Origin of the sequence: Aquitalea aquatica (assembly GCF_013911085.1) — a bacterium.
GTDB classification, from domain to species: domain Bacteria; phylum Pseudomonadota; class Gammaproteobacteria; order Burkholderiales; family Chromobacteriaceae; genus Aquitalea; species Aquitalea aquatica.
The window spans coordinates 59355-75958 of the sequence record NZ_JACERN010000047.1; the positions used below are offsets into that span (position 1 = coordinate 59355).

General features: G+C 60.8%; 19 protein-coding genes. 11 read left to right on the top strand and 8 right to left on the bottom strand.

Features of this window, described 5'->3' with window-relative positions:
- Positions 1 to 73 precede the first annotated feature (73 nt).
- Positions 74 to 2461, bottom strand: coding sequence for a phosphoenolpyruvate synthase (gene ppsA, locus H2Z84_RS20865; protein WP_181837698.1), 2388 nt, complete (start codon positions 2459 to 2461; stop codon positions 74 to 76).
- Between the two features lie 322 nt (positions 2462 to 2783).
- Between ppsA and ppsR the strand changes: the two genes are divergently transcribed.
- The 7 genes from ppsR (at position 2784) to H2Z84_RS20900 (ending at position 7815) form a co-directional block, all read left to right on the top strand.
- Positions 2784 to 3605 (top strand): posphoenolpyruvate synthetase regulatory kinase/phosphorylase PpsR, encoded by an 822-nt coding sequence (ppsR, locus tag H2Z84_RS20870; RefSeq protein WP_059286739.1) that lies wholly within the window; start codon positions 2784 to 2786, stop codon positions 3603 to 3605.
- A 262-nt stretch (positions 3606 to 3867) separates the two neighbouring features.
- A complete protein-coding gene (locus tag H2Z84_RS20875; protein ID WP_181837699.1) occupies positions 3868 to 4134 on the top strand; it encodes a hypothetical protein in 267 nt (88 codons plus the stop codon).
- A gap of 282 nt (positions 4135 to 4416) precedes the next feature.
- Positions 4417 to 5439, top strand: coding sequence for a tryptophan--tRNA ligase (gene trpS, locus H2Z84_RS20880; protein ID WP_181837700.1), 1023 nt, complete (start codon positions 4417 to 4419; stop codon positions 5437 to 5439).
- Positions 5440 to 5583: 144 nt separating this feature from the next.
- Positions 5584 to 6273: a CTP synthase C-terminal region-related (seleno)protein gene (locus H2Z84_RS20885; protein ID WP_181837701.1), complete on the top strand. Its 690-nt coding sequence runs from the start codon at positions 5584 to 5586 to the stop codon at positions 6271 to 6273.
- A gap of 10 nt (positions 6274 to 6283) precedes the next feature.
- Positions 6284 to 6610: a chorismate mutase gene (locus H2Z84_RS20890; protein WP_103524063.1), complete on the top strand. Its 327-nt coding sequence runs from the start codon at positions 6284 to 6286 to the stop codon at positions 6608 to 6610.
- 35 nt (positions 6611 to 6645) lie between these two features.
- Positions 6646 to 7116: a CreA family protein gene (locus H2Z84_RS20895; RefSeq protein WP_181837702.1), complete on the top strand. Its 471-nt coding sequence runs from the start codon at positions 6646 to 6648 to the stop codon at positions 7114 to 7116.
- 6 nt (positions 7117 to 7122) lie between these two features.
- Positions 7123 to 7815, top strand: coding sequence for a YdcF family protein (locus H2Z84_RS20900; protein WP_181837703.1), 693 nt, complete (start codon positions 7123 to 7125; stop codon positions 7813 to 7815).
- A gap of 3 nt (positions 7816 to 7818) precedes the next feature.
- On the opposite strand, the gene H2Z84_RS20905 is transcribed toward H2Z84_RS20900, so the two are convergent.
- The 6 genes from H2Z84_RS20905 to mltG all read right to left on the bottom strand — a co-directional run bounded on the left by H2Z84_RS20905 (position 7819) and on the right by mltG (position 12523).
- A complete protein-coding gene (locus H2Z84_RS20905) occupies positions 7819 to 8601 on the bottom strand; it encodes an MBL fold metallo-hydrolase (RefSeq protein ID WP_181837704.1) in 783 nt (260 codons plus the stop codon).
- 4 nt (positions 8602 to 8605) lie between these two features.
- On the bottom strand, positions 8606 to 9397 hold the full coding sequence (locus tag H2Z84_RS20910; protein WP_181837705.1) for a TatD family hydrolase: 792 nt from the start codon (positions 9395 to 9397) through the stop codon (positions 8606 to 8608).
- A 49-nt stretch (positions 9398 to 9446) separates the two neighbouring features.
- Complete coding sequence (locus H2Z84_RS20915; protein ID WP_181837706.1) at positions 9447 to 9812, bottom strand: PilZ domain-containing protein; 366 nt, start codon at positions 9810 to 9812, stop codon at positions 9447 to 9449.
- 98 nt (positions 9813 to 9910) lie between these two features.
- Entirely contained in the window at positions 9911 to 10912 is a 1002-nt protein-coding gene (locus tag H2Z84_RS20920) for a DNA polymerase III subunit delta' (RefSeq protein WP_181837707.1), read from the bottom strand.
- Entirely contained in the window at positions 10912 to 11541 is a 630-nt protein-coding gene (gene tmk, locus H2Z84_RS20925; protein ID WP_181837708.1) for a dTMP kinase, read from the bottom strand. Before tmk ends, H2Z84_RS20920 begins: the two co-directional genes overlap by 1 nt.
- Positions 11534 to 12523, bottom strand: a complete 990-nt coding sequence (mltG, locus tag H2Z84_RS20930; RefSeq protein ID WP_220272934.1) for an endolytic transglycosylase MltG — start codon at positions 12521 to 12523, stop codon at positions 11534 to 11536. The genes tmk and mltG overlap by 8 nt, the downstream gene beginning before the upstream one ends.
- Positions 12524 to 12797: 274 nt before the next feature.
- Here mltG and H2Z84_RS20935 point away from each other — a divergent pair, with 274 nt between their 5' ends.
- The 4 genes from H2Z84_RS20935 to H2Z84_RS20950 all read left to right on the top strand — a co-directional run bounded on the left by H2Z84_RS20935 (position 12798) and on the right by H2Z84_RS20950 (position 16046).
- The gene (locus tag H2Z84_RS20935; RefSeq protein ID WP_181837709.1) at positions 12798 to 13472 is read left to right on the top strand and encodes a DUF3313 domain-containing protein; all 675 of its coding nucleotides are present in this window, start codon (positions 12798 to 12800) and stop codon (positions 13470 to 13472) included.
- A 156-nt stretch (positions 13473 to 13628) separates the two neighbouring features.
- Positions 13629 to 13898: a hypothetical protein gene (locus tag H2Z84_RS20940; RefSeq protein WP_103524072.1), complete on the top strand. Its 270-nt coding sequence runs from the start codon at positions 13629 to 13631 to the stop codon at positions 13896 to 13898.
- 141 nt (positions 13899 to 14039) lie between these two features.
- Complete coding sequence (locus tag H2Z84_RS20945; RefSeq protein WP_181837710.1) at positions 14040 to 14738, top strand: FadR/GntR family transcriptional regulator; 699 nt, start codon at positions 14040 to 14042, stop codon at positions 14736 to 14738.
- Positions 14739 to 14771: 33 nt separating this feature from the next.
- Positions 14772 to 16046 carry a CynX/NimT family MFS transporter gene (locus H2Z84_RS20950; RefSeq protein WP_181837711.1) on the top strand — a complete coding sequence of 425 codons (1275 nt, stop codon included), beginning with the start codon at positions 14772 to 14774 and terminating at the stop codon, positions 16044 to 16046.
- Positions 16047 to 16060: 14 nt separating this feature from the next.
- Here the strand turns inward: H2Z84_RS20950 and H2Z84_RS20955 are convergent, their stop codons facing one another.
- Positions 16061 to 16585: a DUF2946 family protein gene (locus H2Z84_RS20955; protein WP_181837712.1), complete on the bottom strand. Its 525-nt coding sequence runs from the start codon at positions 16583 to 16585 to the stop codon at positions 16061 to 16063.
- Positions 16586 to 16604: the final 19 nt, after the last annotated feature.

The window sequence follows — 16604 nt, forward strand, 5'->3', positions numbered from 1 at the left end:
ATGCCCATACTGAGCACCCATAAAAAAACCGCCCCCGAAAGGGCGGTTTTTATCTAGCCGGCTAGTTGCAGACTTAGGCGTTCAGTTCACGAGCCAGGTACAGCCAGGTTTCCACCACAGTGTCCGGGTTGAGGGACACGGTGTTGATGCCCTCTTCCACCAGCCACTTGGCGAAGTCCGGATGATCCGACGGACCCTGACCACAGATACCGACATACTTGTCGGCCTTGCGGCAAGCCTGGATCGCCATATGCAGCATGGCTTTCACGGCTTCGTTGCGCTCGTCGAAGGTGGCGGCAATCGGGCCACCGGAATCGCGGTCCACGCCCAGGGTAAGCTGGGTCATGTCGTTGGAACCGATAGAGAAACCGTCGAAGAACTGCAGGAACTTGTCGGCCAGCACAGCGTTGGTCGGCAGTTCGCACATCATGATCAGACGCAGGCCGTTTTCGCCACGCTTCAGACCATTGGCAGCCAGGATTTCCACAACCTTCTCGGCTTCAGCCAGGGTACGCACAAACGGGATCATCACTTCCACGTTGACCAGACCCATCTCGTCGCGCACCTTCTTGATGGCGCGGCATTCCAGGTCAAAACAGTCACGGAAGGATTCAGCCACGTAGCGTGCAGCACCACGGAAACCGATCATCGGGTTTTCTTCGTGCGGTTCGTACAGCTGACCACCGATCAGGTTGGCGTACTCGTTCGACTTGAAGTCGGACATGCGCACGATGACCTTTTTCGGGGTGAAGGCTGCGGCCAGGGTAGCAACACCCTCGGCAATCTTGTCCACGTAGAAGTCAACCGGGCTGGCGTAGCCGGAAATGCGATCGCTGATGGTCGCCTTCAGGTCGGCCGGCAGGGTGTCGAATTCCAGCAGGGCTTTGGGGTGAATACCGATCTGGCGGTTGATCACGAATTCCATGCGCGCCAGACCCACACCTTCGTTCGGCAGCTGCGCGAAGTCGAAGGCCAGTTCCGGATTACCCACGTTCATCATGATCTTGACCGGAGCGGCCGGCATCTTGTCCAGCTCGAGGTCGATGATTTCGACATCCAGCAGGCCGTCATAGATGTTACCGGTATCGCCTTCGGCGCAGGATACGGTCACCTGCATGCCTTCACGCAGGATGTCGGTGGCGTCACCACAACCCACCACGGCCGGGATACCCAGTTCGCGGGCGATAATCGCCGCGTGACAGGTACGACCACCACGGTTGGTCACGATGGCGGCGGCACGCTTCATCACCGGTTCCCAGTCCGGGTCGGTCATGTCGGTCACCAGTACATCACCAGCCTTGACGCGATCCATTTCGGAGGCGTCCTTGATGGTGCGCACGGTGCCCTGGCCAATCTTCTGACCAATGGCGCGGCCTTCGCACAGCACGGTGGACTTGCTGTTCAGGCGGTAGCGACGCAGGGTGTCCTTGCGGTCTTCCTGCGACTTAACGGTTTCCGGACGGGCTTGCAGGATGTACAGCTTGCCGTCTTCGCCGTCACGGCCCCATTCGATATCCATCGGACGGGCGTAGTGCTTCTCGATGATCAGCGCGTATTCAGCCAGTTCCGCCACTTCCGCGTCGGTAATGGAGAATTGCTTGCGCTGTTCAGCCGGCACATCCACGGTCTTGACCGAGCGACCAGCCTGGGAAGCATCGGTGAATTCCATCTTGATCAGCTTGGAACCCATGTTCTTGCGCAGCACAGCCGGACGACCTGCCTTCAGGGTCGGCTTGTGTACGTAGAACTCGTCGGGGTTCACTGCACCTTGCACCACGGTTTCGCCCAAACCATAAGAAGCGGTGATGAACACCACGTCTTCGAAGCCGGATTCGGTGTCGATGGTAAACATCACACCGGCGGCGCCGAGGTCGGAACGCACCATGCGCTGTACACCAGCAGACAGAGCCACCACATCGTGGGCAAAGCCTTTGTGTACGCGGTAGGAGATGGCGCGATCGTTATACAGAGAAGCAAAAACGTGCTTCATCGCATCCTTGACGTTTTCAAGGCCACGAATGTTCAGGAAGGTTTCTTGCTGGCCTGCGAACGAGGCATCGGGGAGATCTTCTGCGGTTGCAGAAGAACGGACTGCTACGGAAATATCAGCACCACCGGCATCGGCGACCATCTTGTCCCAGGCAGTCTTGATATCTTCATCAAGCTTGGCCGGGAAAGGGGTATCGATGATCCACTGGCGAATTTCCTTGCCGACTCGCGCCAACTCGGTCACGTCGTCGATGTCCAGATTGGACAGCGCGGCGCTGATCTTGTCAGCCAAGCCATTGTGCTGGAGGAAATCTCGGTAGGCATCCGCGGTAGTAGCAAAACCACCGGGGACTCGGACGCCCGAGCCTGCCAGCTGACTGATCATTTCACCCAGGGAGGCGTTCTTGCCGCCTACCTGTTCAACGTCAGTCATGCGCAGCTTCTCGAACCAGATGACGTAGTTCTCTGCCATCACTTCACTTCCTGTGTTGGATTGGACGGATAGAAAACCCGCATTCTAGCCGAATACCACAGGACTTGCGTAGCCCATTTTGCAGCGCACAACATCAGGGTTTGCCCCATATCAATGCAAACCACGCCCGAGAATGGTGAGTGTAAGGGCGTTTCTTTGCCGATTTGTGACCGCAATGTAGTGTGGCAACTACAACAAAAGCCATAGCCAGGGCGGATCATGGCCAATTCATGCCAGCACCCTCACCGCTGCCGTACAGTCGGCGGGCAGGGGTATAATCCCTCACAACTATTTTCTTATCGATTCCGAAACAGGTGCATCCATGCCACACCGCCGCTCCGCCTTTTTCATCTCCGACCGCACCGGCATCACTGCCGAATCGCTGGGTAATACCCTGCTGACCCAGTTTGACACCCTGGAATTCAAGCGCGAGGCCATCCCCTTCATCGATACCGTGGAAAAGGCCCAGGTGGTGGTACACCACATCCGCGCCGTGGCCGAAGCCGATCACCTGAAGCCACTGGTGTTCACCAGCATCGTCAACCCGGAAGTACGCCAGGTACTGCATATCGACAATGCCCTGGTGGTGGATTTCTTCGATACCTTCATCGGCGAACTGGAAGCCGAACTGGGACAGAAGGCCTCGCTGACGCTGGGCAAGGCCCATGGCGTGGGCAGCGAGGAGAAATACGACCACCGCATCGAAGCGGTCAATTTCTCGCTCAATCACGATGACGGCGTAAAACTGAAAGACCTGGCCGAGGCCGACGTCATCCTGGTGGGCGTATCACGCTCGGGCAAAACCCCCACCTGCCTGTATCTGGCGCTGCAATACGGCATCAAGGCCGCCAACTACCCGCTCACCCCGGAAGACCTGGACAGCCCCACCCTGCCCAAGATGCTGCTGCCCTACCGCAACAAGATGTTCGGCCTGACCATCGACCCGGCGCGCCTGCACCATATCCGCCAGGAACGCCGCCCGGATTCCAAATACGCCAGCCTGGACAACTGTCACTTCGAAGTGAACGAAGCGGAATCGATGTTCCGCTTCCATGGCGTGCCGTTTATCAGCACCACCCACAAGTCCATCGAAGAAATCGCCACCACCATCATGCACAAGGCCACTTTGTCACGTCGTTTCTAAGAGCCGCTGACAAAAACCCTGCTGCTGCGTTGCGCCTCCTTGCTCCAGGGCCGCTACGCTATTTTGTTAGCCGCTCTAGGCCGCGCCACCGGCCGGCAAGCGAAAAAGGAAGGCTGTCACGCCTTCCTTTTTTTACGCCCCTGCCGGATCAACATAGCCTCGCAGGCAATATCCCATTGTTTTATATCGATTTTTAAATAAAGAAGAGGAACTGTCGTTAGCAAAAGCGGCTCCAAACACCATCACTCCACCGGAGCTGCCCATGTTCATCCTCCCGATTACCAGCTGGCAAAGCTATGCGCCCGGCAGTTGGCGCCAGGGCGCGCAGCTGGCCGGCGTCAGCGGCAAGCCCGATACGCCCGTGCTCTCCGGCGAACTGCGCAAGGAAATGGCGGAAACCAGCAACAACCAGCAACAACAATCCACCGCCAGCCAGCAACAGCCGGAGCATCCCCTGCCCGGCAGAGCGGCCCATGCTTACCAGCTTCCCTACAAGCCGGTGGGCAGCGTGATTGATGTCAGCGCCTGATGCTTTTCAGAATAATCCTGTCCTATGTATGTCATTTTCTCTGGGTATTTTTGCAACAGCCGCCGCTTGACGGCGGCAAGCCCGCCGTGTTGTGATAGAAAACATGAACTCCCGCAACGCATTCGCATCCTTTACCTGGTGGTGGCGCCTCTTCTGAGGTAGCACCGGCGACTGCGCACGCATACAACCCGGAGGCTGCCGACAAGGCGGATCCGGGTTTTGTTTTGTCTACGTTCCGCCTTGTCGATGGTTTCCGTTAATCACTGAAGATCGGAACCCGACATGAAACTGAGCAACATCACCTCCCAGGACATCATTCTCACCGGTGACCGCACCACCGGCTCGCTGCACCTAGGCCATTACGTGGGCTCGCTGCGCAACCGCGTGCTGCTGCAGGACCGCTGCCAGCAATTCCTGCTACTGGCCGATGCCCAGGCGCTGACCGACAATATGGGCAACTACCTGAAAGTACGCGACAACGTGCTGCAAGTGGCGCTGGATTATCTGGCGGTGGGCATAGATCCGGACAAGAGCACCATTTTCATCCAGAGCCTGGTACCGGAACTGACCGAGCTGGCGTCTTACTATCTCAACTTGGTGACGGTATCGCGGCTGGAGCGCAACCCCACCATCAAGGATGAAATAAAACAACGCGGCTACGAGCGCGATATTCCGGCGGGCTTTCTTACCTATCCGGCGGCGCAGGCGGCCGACATCACCGCTTTCAAGGCTACCGTGGTACCGGTGGGTGAAGACCAGATCCCGATGATCGAGCAGACCAACGAGATCGTGCGTCGCTTTAACAGCAGCGTGGAAACCCCGGTGCTGGTGGAGGCCAAGGCCATGGTGCCGGAAGTGGGCGCCCGTCTGCCCGGCATCGACGGCAAGGCCAAGATGTCCAAATCACTGGGCAACACCCTCACCCTGTCGGCCAGTGCCGATGAAATCCGCCAGGCGGTGAAGATGATGTACACCGACCCCAATCACCTGCGCGTGTCCGACCCCGGCCAGGTGGAAGGCAATGTGGTGTTCAGCTATCTGGATGCCTTCCACCCCAATATCGAACTGGTGAAACGCCTGAAAGAACACTACCAGCAAGGCGGGCTGGGCGATGCCGTCATCAAGCAGCACCTGGAAGAATGCCTGCAGGAACTGCTGGCCCCCATCCGCCAGCGCCGTGAACAATACGCCCGCGACCCGGCGGCCATTCTGGCCATGCTGAAACAAGGTACCGCCCGCGCCCGTCAGGTAGCCGCTGTAACCCTGTCTGAAGTCAAAGCCGCCATGGGGCTGAACTACTACTAAGCGCCGCTGACACACTCCCTGCTGCTGCGTGCATCCCGGCTGGCGATGCACGCAGTTTTATTCGCCGCAATCCGTAATTTTTGTTACAAACAATCAATTAAAAACCATTTTATCGATAAAATTAAACCAGCAAAAGGACTGCCCATGACCCGTATCGCACTGGTAGGCGACTTTGATCCCGGCGTGGCCGCCCACCAGGCCATTCCACTGGCGCTGCAACTGGCCGCGACTGAACTTGATGTGACTACCCAACCCGTATGGCTGGCCACCGACAGCATCCGCAGCGCGGCAGACCTGGCAGGCTTTGCCGCCATCTGGTGTGTGCCAGCCAGTCCCTATCGCAGCATGGACGGCGCCCTGACGGCCATTCGCCACGCCCGCGAACAGGGCCTGCCCTTTCTGGGTAGCTGCGGCGGCTTTCAGCACGCCATCCTCGAATACGCCCGCCATGTGCTGGGCTGGCAGGATGCCGAGCATGGCGAAACCGCCCCCGCAGCCGAGCGCACCGTCATCGCCCCGCTCAGCTGCGCCCTGGTGGAAACCCGTGCCGAGGTGCGTTTTGCCGCCGGCTCGCAATTGGCCGCCATTTATGGGCAGGCTTCCGCCATGGAAGGCTATCGCTGCCGCTACGGGCTGAACCCGGCCTTTGCCAGCGAACTGACCAGCGGACCCTTGCAAGCCACCGCCTTTGATGAAGATGGCGAAGTACGTGCCGTCGAGCTGAACGACCATCCCTTCTTTATTGCCACCCTGTTTCAATCCGAGCGCGCTGCCCTGCAAGGGCAATGCCCGCCGCTGGCCCGCGCCCTGCTACAAGCCGCCCGCCACCACTGAGGACACCACCATGGAATTTGTTTACCAGTGCCAGAATCTGCCAGAAGTGCGCACGCAGATAGACCGTATCGACCGCGAGCTGGTCGCCCTGCTGGCCGAGCGCGGCCTGTATGTGAAACAGGCGGCAGCCTTCAAGCAGAGCAGCGACGAGGTGGAAGGTGGCAAACGGGTGGATCAGGTCATGCGCCGGGTGGAAAAGCTGGCCGGCGAACTGGGTGCCGATCCGCAACTGACCGCCGAGGTCTACCGCACCATGATCAGCCACTTCATCGCCAGTGAAATGCACGAATTCGAGCGCCAGCAAGCGGCAATGGGCAAAACCGCGCCGTCGGCTTAGACTGCAGTTTCTCACTCCCTGAACAAGGCATTGCCGTGAAAAAACTCTGTGCCACCCTGCTGCTGGCCGGCCTGAGCAGCCTGCCCAGCGCCTATGCCGAAGAAGTCGGCAAGATCTCCACCACTTTCCGTCTGCTCAGCCCCAATGACAAGGTGGTGGTGGACGCTTTCGACGACCCGGCGGTGAGCGGCGTGGCCTGCTACGTGTCGCGCGCCCAGACCGGCGGCTACAGCGGGGCAGTCGGCCTGGCCAAAGACCCGTCGCGCTTTTCGGTAGCCTGTCGTCAGATCGGCACTATCAGCTTTGCCAAACCGCTGCCGAAGCAGGAAGAAGTGTTCAAGGAAAGTGCTTCCTTTGTGTTCAAGCACGTGCGGGTGGTGCGTATCGTCGATGCCAAGCGCAATACCCTAGTCTACCTCACCTACTCCGACAAACTGATCGACGGCAGCCCGGACAATGCAGTCACCGCCGTACCGGTCAGCGGCCAGAGCATTCCGCAGAAATAGCCGCGCATGTCCTGCCCGACCACGACGACCCTGCAACACGCCAGCCAGCTGTGGGACTTCCTGAGTGCCGGCCGCAGCCATCAAGCCTGTGATGTACTGGTGGTATGTGGCTCTTATGATCTGCGCGTGGTCGATCACGCAGTAGCATTGCTGCAGCGGGGTATTGCCCCGCGCATACTGATCAGCGGCAATACCGGCAACTGGACCCGTGATTTGTGGAGCAAACCGGAAGCCGAGGTCTTTGCCGAACGCGCCCACGCACTGGGAGTGCCTGCGTCACAACTACTACTGGAACCACAGGCGCGCAACTTTGCCGAAAACCTGGCGTTTTCTCGTGCCCTGTGTCCGGATGCACGCAGCGTGACCTTTGTGACCAAACCCAACTCCATCCGCCGTGTCATGCAAACCCAGCCCGTGCAATGGCCAGGCATCAGCTGCAGCGTGGACGCGCCCGAGTTTGCCTTCCCCTGGGAGGTATCGAATATGGTGGGCGTATTCGGGCTGATCGAAGAAATGGTGGGCGATATCCACCGCTTGCTGCGCTATCCGCGACTGGGCTTTCAGCAAGCACTGCAGATACCTCCTGCCGTACTGGAGGCATGGCAACAACTGATTGCCCTGGGCTACAACCGGCACCTGCTGCGGGGTAGTGCGCTGGATGACTTGCCAGAGCCGGGCGCAAGCCGGCATGGTGGCTGACGCTTACAGCTGCACTTTCAATCCGTCATACCCCACCTCCACTCCCGGCGGGCACAGCGCCGACAGCGTGTGGTATTCCAGGCGGTGAATCATGTGGATCAGCACGGTGCGACGGGCGCCGATGCGTTCGGCCCATTGCAATGACTGATGGAAACCCAGATGCGAGGGGTAGCCGTCCATATTCAGGCAATCCAGAAACAGCACATCCAACCCTTGCAACAAGGCCAGGCTGTCATCCGGGATATGCGACAGGTCGGTCAGCCAGGCGGCATTGCCGATGCGCCAGCCCAGGCAGGGCCAGCTGCCGTGTTGCAGCGGAATGGGAGTAATGGACAGGCCGGCGTGCTGGAACGGGCCGCTGACCACTTCCGGCAGCAGCACCGGCTTGTCCCACACCTTGGAGGGTGGCTGCAGCGCATAGCCAAAGCGGCTGGTGATGTTGTCCATGGTGAAGGCATTGCCATACAGCACCACCGCGCCTTGCCGGACATAGCAGAAGGCGCGCAGATCATCGATACCATTGAGGTGGTCGGCATGCGGGTGGGTATACAGCACCGCATCCACCTGGCGGATGCCTTCGCGCAGCGCTTGCTGGCGCAGGTCGGGCCCGGTGTCGATCAGCAAGCCCAGTTCGCCGCAGCGCACATAGGCCGAGCAGCGGGTGCGGTGATTGCGCGGGTCGCTTGAGGTACACGTGGCACACTGACAGCCAATAGCCGGGGTGCCCGAGCTGGAACCACAACCGAGAATGGTGATTTCAAGTTGACCCGGTTGCAGTGCGCTCATGGCATCAGCCTTGCTGCCCGGCTTGCGGGCGCTGGATTTTACTGAAGAGACGATAGAAGTTATCACTGGTGGCGGCGGCCACTTCCTCTAAGGTGATACCGCGTAGCTGAGCGATATGCTCGGCCACATGGCGCACATAGGCCGGCTCGTTCAGCTTGCCGCGATAGGGAATCGGGGCCAGATAGGGCGAATCGGTTTCCACCAGCATGCGTTCCAGCGGCATTTTTTGCGCCACTTCCTTGATCTGCGCGGCGTTCTTGAAAGTGACAATGCCGGAGAAGGAAATATAAAAGCCAATCTCCAATGCAGCCTGCGCCACTTCCCAGTTTTCGGTAAAGCAGTGCATCACGCCGCCGCATTGATCGGCCCCCTCTTCGCGCAGGATGCGGATGGTGTCGGCTGCTGATTCGCGGGTGTGGATGATCAGCGGCAGGCCGGCGCGTTTCGCGGCGCGGATATGGGTGCGGAAACGCTGGTGCTGCCATTCCAGGTCGCCCTTGCACCAGTGGTAGTCCAGCCCGGTTTCACCGATGCCCACCACGCGTGGATGGGCGGCATGGGCCAGCAGTTCGTCCTCGCTGAATTCTTCGGCATCCGGGTCGTCCGGGTGAATGCCGACGGTGGCGTACAGATTGCCGTGGTTTTCCGCCAGCGCCAGTACCTCTGGATATTTGGGGCGGGAGACGCCAATCACCAGCGCCAGTTCGACACCGTTGTGCTGCATATTGGCCAGCACCTCGGGCAGACGGCTGGAGAGGTCGGGGAAATTGATATGGCAGTGCGAATCGACAAGCATGGTGTGGTATCTGGCTGGCAATGTGCCCGGCCGAGGCCGGGCAACGGGATTACATGGTATGGGTGGGGCGGCTGGAGTTGAGCACGCCGCCCAGCAGGGTTTCGATCTTGGCCTTGGCCTGGGTGCCGGCTTCGCCAGCAGAAAACTCCACGCCTATGCCCTGTACCCGGCTGTTATTGGCACCGGCTGGGGTGATCCATACCACCTTGGCCTGCACGGCGATTTTCTGCGGCTCGTCCATCAGGGTCAGCAACAGGAAGACCTCTTCGCCCAGCTTCATGTCCTTGTTGGTGGGAATGAAGATGCCGCCGTTTTTCAGGAAGGGCATATAGGCAGCAAACAGGGCGCTGCGCTCCTTGATATGCAGCGACAGCACGCCAGGACGGGTGAGGTCGGGACGGGTGGTATTTTCCATATGCGCGTTTTCCGCTTTCCTTGTCATGCTGCCAAGAGCCGCCATCCACATGGCTCCTGCATTATAGATAGCCGCTGCAGCAGGTGTACTGCAGTCGATCAGCCCTGGCGGCATCCGGCGAAAATCTTCAGATAATCCATCAGCAGCGCTTCCAGCTGCAGCCGCGTATTAAGGGTGTGCTGGCCAAAGGGGGCCAGCTGTTGCAGGGCATCCTGGCAACGCATCAGCGCCACGGGGTCGCAGCGCAACACCAGCTGCTGCAATACCGCTTGCTGCTCGGGATGATAGCGGACAATCCCTGCCAGACTCAAACCAGCCAGGTCGTGCAGCCATTTGCCCAGCCAGCCCAGCGGAATGGCCAGCGGCAGCTTCTGTTTGTCCACCAGCTCCGCCAGATTGAGGATGCTGGCGAAAGTAGGCTGGCCCAGGCCATCGATAAACTGGCTGCGCAGCTTGGCCAGCACCGGATCATGGTCGAACAGCGGGGCGCCGCCGTTGTGGGCCAGCTCGGCCTCGGCATTGCTCACCCCCTGCTGGCGCAACCAGTCCAGCGCCTGGGCCGGGCTGGGGGCCGACAAGGGAAACTGGCGGCAGCGGCTGCGGATGGTGGGCAGCAGGCGCTGTGCCGCCTGGGCCACCAGCAGGAACAGCACATCCTGCGGCGGTTCCTCGAGGATTTTCAGCAAGGCATTGGCGGCGGCCGGGTTGAGGTTTTCCGCCGGCTCCACCACCACGATGCGCTGCCCGGCACGGTGGGCGGTGAGATGGGCAAATTCGATCACCTGGCGCACCGCCTCGATCTTGATCAGCGGCAACTTGCGGCCAGGCTTGGCCTCTTTGCCTTCTTCCTCGTCATCGGTCTGCGGTGACAGGCGGCGGAAATCGGGGTGAGTGCCGTGTTCGAACCAGCGGCAGCCTTCGCAGTGGCCACATGGCTGGTAATCGGCCTGCAATTGTTCACACAGCAGCGATTGCGCCAGATGCAGGGCGAATTCCAGCTTGCCGGTGCCGGCCGGGCCGATGAACAGCCAGGCATTGGGCAGGCGGGCGCGCTCGGCGTTCAGCCGTTGCCAGTCTTGCAGTTGCCAGGGAAACAGCATCAGCTTCGCTCCAGCAAGGCCGCCAGATGGCCAGCGATATCCTGTTGCAGCTGGGCAATGCTGCGAGTGGCATCCAGCACCCGGAAACGTGGGTCCTGGGCCGCACGTTGCAGATAGGCATCGCGCACGCGCTGATGGAAATCAGCCTTTTCCTGCTCGAAACGGTCCAGCTGGCGGCTGCCGGCCATGCGCTGGCTGGCCACATCCAGCGGTACATCAAACAGCAGGGTCAGGTCCGGCTGCAGGCCTTGCTGCACCCAGTCTTCCAGCACGGCAATGCGCTCGGCGGCCACGCCGCGCCCACCACCCTGAAAGGCGAAAGTGGAATCGGTAAAGCGGTCGGACACCACCCAGCGTCCGGCTTGCAGTGCCGGGCGGATCAGACTGGACAGCAGCTGCTGGCGCGAGGCGAACATCAGCAGGGTTTCCGCTTCCAGCGAGACCTGGGTATCTACCGCCAGCAACAGGGCGCGCACCTGCTCGCCCAGCGGAGTGCCGCCCGGTTCGCGGGTGAATTCAGCCGCAATGTCATGCGCGGTTAGCCAGTCGCGGATAAAGCCCAGATGCGTGCTCTTGCCAGCGCCATCGATGCCTTCCAGCGTGATGAAACGGCCAGTGTGCTCAGCCATTGGAGCCTTTCTTCAGAATATATTTGCGCACCGCCTGATTGTGCTGCTCCAGCGTTTCCGAGAAATAGGAGCTGCCATCGCCCTTGGCCACGAAATACAGGGCGCTGGAGTTGGCCGGATTGGCGGCAGCTTCCAGCGCGGCCTTGCCGGGCAGCGAGATGGGCGTCGGTGTCAGGCCGCTACGGGTATAGGTATTGTAAGGGGTATCGCGGCGCAGGTCGGCCTTGCTGATATTGCCCTGATAAGCGGTACCCATGCCGTAGATGACCGAGGGGTCGGTCTGCAGGCGCATGCCCTTGTTGATGCGATTGACGAACACGGCGGCCACCAGCGGGCGGTCGGCATCCAGCGAGGTTTCCTTTTCCACCAGGCTGGCCATGATCAGCAACTCATACGGCGTGTGATAGGGCAGATCCGGCTTGCGCGCGGCCCAGGCGGCTTCCAGCTTCTGCTGCATGGTGGCGTAAGCGCGACGGTACAGATCCAGATCGCTGCTGCCGGGCGTAAACAGATAAGTGCTGGGGAAAAACAGCCCTTCCGGCTTGATATCGTTCAGCCCCAGCTGCTGCAGCAACTGGGCATCGCTCAGCTCACGCGCTTCATGCACGATATCCGGATTGCGGTCGACTGCCTGCCGCAGCTGGCGGAAGCTCCAGCCCTCGATCACGGTCAGGCTGGCCTCGTCGGGATGGCCATCCGCCAGCCGCTGCAGAATGTTCCACATCGATACCGATTCATTGAACTGGTAGAGGCCGGCCTTGATCTTGCGATCCATGCCCTGCGCCCGCCCCAGCAACATCATGATATTGCGGTTGCGGATGACCCCTTCATCCGCCAAAGCCCGCGCCACCTGCCCCAGTGTGCGGTTGGGGCCGATAGTCAGTTTGTAAGGCGATTGCGGCAGGTCGACCGGAATGAGCACCACCCAGCTCAGCCAGGCGGCAACGGTGAGCACGGCCAGCAACAGGATGCGAGGCCACAAGGCAGGAGATTTTCGTCTGGGTTTGGCAGGCACGGCGGGTATCGGCGACAGGGTGATTGGGCAAGGGGGAGATGATACCAGCAAGGGCCATGTCTGGCATGCCGCATGGGACGGGTCACCACACTCCGGCCTGCCACCGCGTCAGCTTGAAGGTGGGCAAGCATCACAATGTCATGGCAGCTATAGTAAGCTCTGCGCCGAGCTGCCCACATGAGGGAACTCCTGGCCAGCGGCCTTCTCCCATGCTGCACACCCCATACCGGAGACACCTGCAATGAAACCGTTTTTCCGCCTTGCCTGCGCCATGGTCGCCATGAGCGCGCTCAGCCACACAGCCATCGCCGAGGAAAACCAGCAACACTTGTTCAATCTGCCGCCGGAAGCTTTCCAGCCCAATCCCAAAGTGCCCGGCCAGATGCTTTATCTCAAGCCAGGCGCAGACCTCAAGCAGTACCACGCCATCATTCTCGAGCCCCTGTCATTTCTGGAAAGACAGCCCGACGGCAACTGGCAGCTGCTGGTCGCCGCCGAAAAAAACAAGATCGACCGCTACTACCGCATGAGCATGGAAACCGCGCTGCGCAAGGAACACATCAAGGTGGTCACCGAGCCGGGGCCAGGCGTGGCCCGCCTACGGGTGGCGGTAACCGGCTTCCAGCAGGACAAACCGGGCCTGGCAGTCAGCGACATCCTGCCGATCAAGGCGGCCTTTAATCTGGCGCGCTTCGCAACCGGCACCGATCCCTATCTGCTAAAAGTGTCCACCATGGGCCAGCTTGACGACTCGCAGGATCACACCTTGCTGGCTGGCGGCGTCAACCTGCTGGAAAACCCGGGCAGCAAGACCAAGGACGAAGCCATCACTGCCGAGCTGTTGAAAAAGATGATCAACAACTGGACCACCAAGAACGCGCGCCAGCTGGCCCACGCGCTATCGCCAGCCAAGTGATCGCACCAGGAACAAACTTTGAAAAGCGCTGTAACAATCCGTAATGGATAATTTTTGTCATGTGTTTTATGGTAGTTTGCCTGAGGCCGGTTTTTCACCCTCAACGCCGGCCGGCAAGCCGGGAATATCTCCCGCCCAACATAAAAGGAACCTGCAATGCGCAAATTCGTGATGATGGCACTGTTGACCCTGGCCACTGCCAATGTCGCTCTGGCTGCAGACGCCAGCTGTGATGCCAAGGCGGCCGAGAAAAAACTGGCTGGCGCCGCCAAGACCAGCTTCCTGAAGAAATGTGAAAAAGACAGCAAGGCTGCCGCACCGCAAGCCATGTGTGAAGGCAAGGCCGCCGACAAGAAACTGGCTGGCGCTGCCAAGAACAGCTTTGTGAAGAAATGCGTGAAGGATTCCGCTTCCGCAGCCAAATAAGCAGTCAGGCGGGCTGTTCCAGCCCGCCACTCCTACTCTCATCCCCGCAGCCCTCCACTCCACACTCTCCCAATCTCCCGCTTGCCTCCAGTGCCAACACACGGCAAAATACATAGGATGATTGGATGAATAACCATAGCCATGACAAAACTGACACAAAGCAAGCGTTCGCTGGTTGATCTGGCGCTAGAGGAACTGGGCCAGCGACTGACCAGCGGCATATGGGCCGTGGGCAGCCGTATTCCCACCGAGCCGGAGCTGGCCGAACAACTGGGCATCAGCCGCAATACCGTGCGCGAAGCGGTCCGGGTATTGCTGTATGCCGGCCTGCTGGAAGTCCGCCAGGGCGACGGCACCTATGTCCGTGCCATCACCAGCCCGGCCGAGGCCATGCGCAGCATCAGCCGGGCCAGCCTGCGCGAGCAGCTGGAAGTACGGGCGGTACTGGAGGAAAGCACCGCCCGACTGGCGGCCCTGCGCGCCGATGAGCAGGACATTGCCCAGATTGAACGCTGCCTGGCGGTACGCGGCGAACAACAGCAGTACCAAAACGCCGACGACTTCATTGCCCGCGATTTGGACTTTCATCTGGCCATTGCCGATGCCTGCGGCAACGCTGCACTGGCCGAGCTGTACCGCTATTTCTCGCGCACGGTGCAACTGGGCATCCAGTTCTCCATTCAGGACGAGGCGCTGCCCGATCCGGACCTGGCCTCGCATCAGGCCATCGTCACCGCCATTCGCAATGGCGATGCAGCCGCTGCCGCCCGGGCCGCCGCCGCAGTCACCGGCCCGCTATTGCAGGCACTGGATACCCTGCTGCCACCCAGTGCAGGCTGATTGCCACACGTTCAACCCCAATAAAAGAACATCATGTCCCGCACTTCCCACTCTGCGCCGCCCAGTCTGGCGGACGAACTGCTGATAGACGCCGAAATCGATGATGATGGTGTGCAGCAGGCCCCCGTACCCACCTCCCCGCGCTGGCTGCTGGTGCTGGGCCTGGTGCTGATCGGCATCAATCTGCGCCCCGCCCTGTCCAGCCTGGCCCCGGTATTGGGGCAGATCAAAACCGAAATAGGCATTTCCGCCACCATGGCCGGCCTGCTCACCACGCTGCCGGTACTGTGCCTGGGGCTGTTTGGCCCGCTGGCACCGCAACTGGCGCGCCGCTTTGGCAGCGAACGCAGCATTGCCGCCGTGCTATTGCTGCTGGCGGCCGGCATCGCCCTGCGCAGCCAGCTTGGCCTGCACGGCCTGCTGCTGGGTTCGCTGCTATCCGGAGCCGCCATCGGCATGATCGGCGTGCTACTGCCGGGCATCGTCAAGCGCGACTTTCCGCAGCAGGCCGGCCTGATGACCGGCGTTTACACCATGGCCCTGTGCCTGGGTGCGGCGCTGGCCGCCGGCGCCACCGTGCCGCTGGATCACCTGTTTGGTCAACGCTGGCAGGCGGCACTGGCTTTCTGGGCCATCCCGGCCCTGCTGGCTTTCGCGGTGTGGTGGCCACAACTGGGCCAGGGGCAGCAGCAACATGCCGGCCACTGGCAGGTCAGCGGACTATGGCGTGAAGCACTGGCCTGGCAGGTCACCGCCTATATGGGCCTGCAGTCTTCGCTGTCCTACATCGTATTTGGCTGGATGCCGTCGATTCTGATTGAACGCGGGCTGTCGCCGCTGGATGCCGGCCTGATGATGTCGCTGTCGATCATGGTGCAGGTGATTGCCTCGCTAGGCGTGCCATTGCTGGCGCAGCGCTGCCCTGACCAGCGCCTGCCCATCGCCTGCGTGATGACGCTGACGCTGGCCGGCCTGCTGGGCATGCTGTATGCCCCGCCAAGCCAGCTATGGCTGTGGGCGGTGCTGCTGGGCATAGGTCAGGGTGGTGCATTCAGCATGGCGCTCAGCCTGCTGGTACTGCGCTCACCGGACAGCCACGTAGCGGCTCACCTGTCGGGCATGGCCCAGGGGGTGGGCTATACCATTGCTGCCTGCGGCCCGCTGGCAGCCGGCATCATCCATGATGTGGCCGGCAACTGGGCTCCGGTGGGCTGGCTGTTTGGTGGCATTGCCGGTGCTGCCTTGTGCTTCGGTCTGCTGGCCGGCCGCCAGCGCCTGGTCCGAGCCAGGGCGGTACGGTTGGACTGAGGCCGGGCGAGCGGCTAGGCCTGCGGCCGGGTCACCACACCATAACGCTGCCATAGTGCCGACAGGGTATGCAGGCTAAGTGGCAGCGGGTGGCCCTCCAACTGCAAGGTGGCGGGCAGCCGTGTGACATCACCATCCCATTGGGCAAGGCCAGCAGCGGCGACCGCCGCCAGATCACGGTCGTCCACCACAGCCAGTTCGCCGGCAATCTCGATGAACAGCTGGCCTTCGGGTGTCATGAAGGCCGCACGTGCCTGCACATCGTCATCACACGGCAGTGTCTGCCATGCGCCATCGACCAGCCGTGCCACCAGCGGTGCGGCATCCAGGCTGACAAACACCTTTTGCGGGCCGTTCTGCACATAGTAGCGGCCCTGTGCATCGCGGCTGTAGTTGCGGTTGAAGAAGGCCACCATGCCTTCGTGGCTCAGCCGCTCATCACGTATCCACCACTGCCCGCGTCCATCAAGCCGCAACCAGCCAAACACTGCCGGCACATTCGGCCACTTGGCCATGGCGGCCAGAACTTGCGTATCCATCTCTCCACACTCCTTGCGG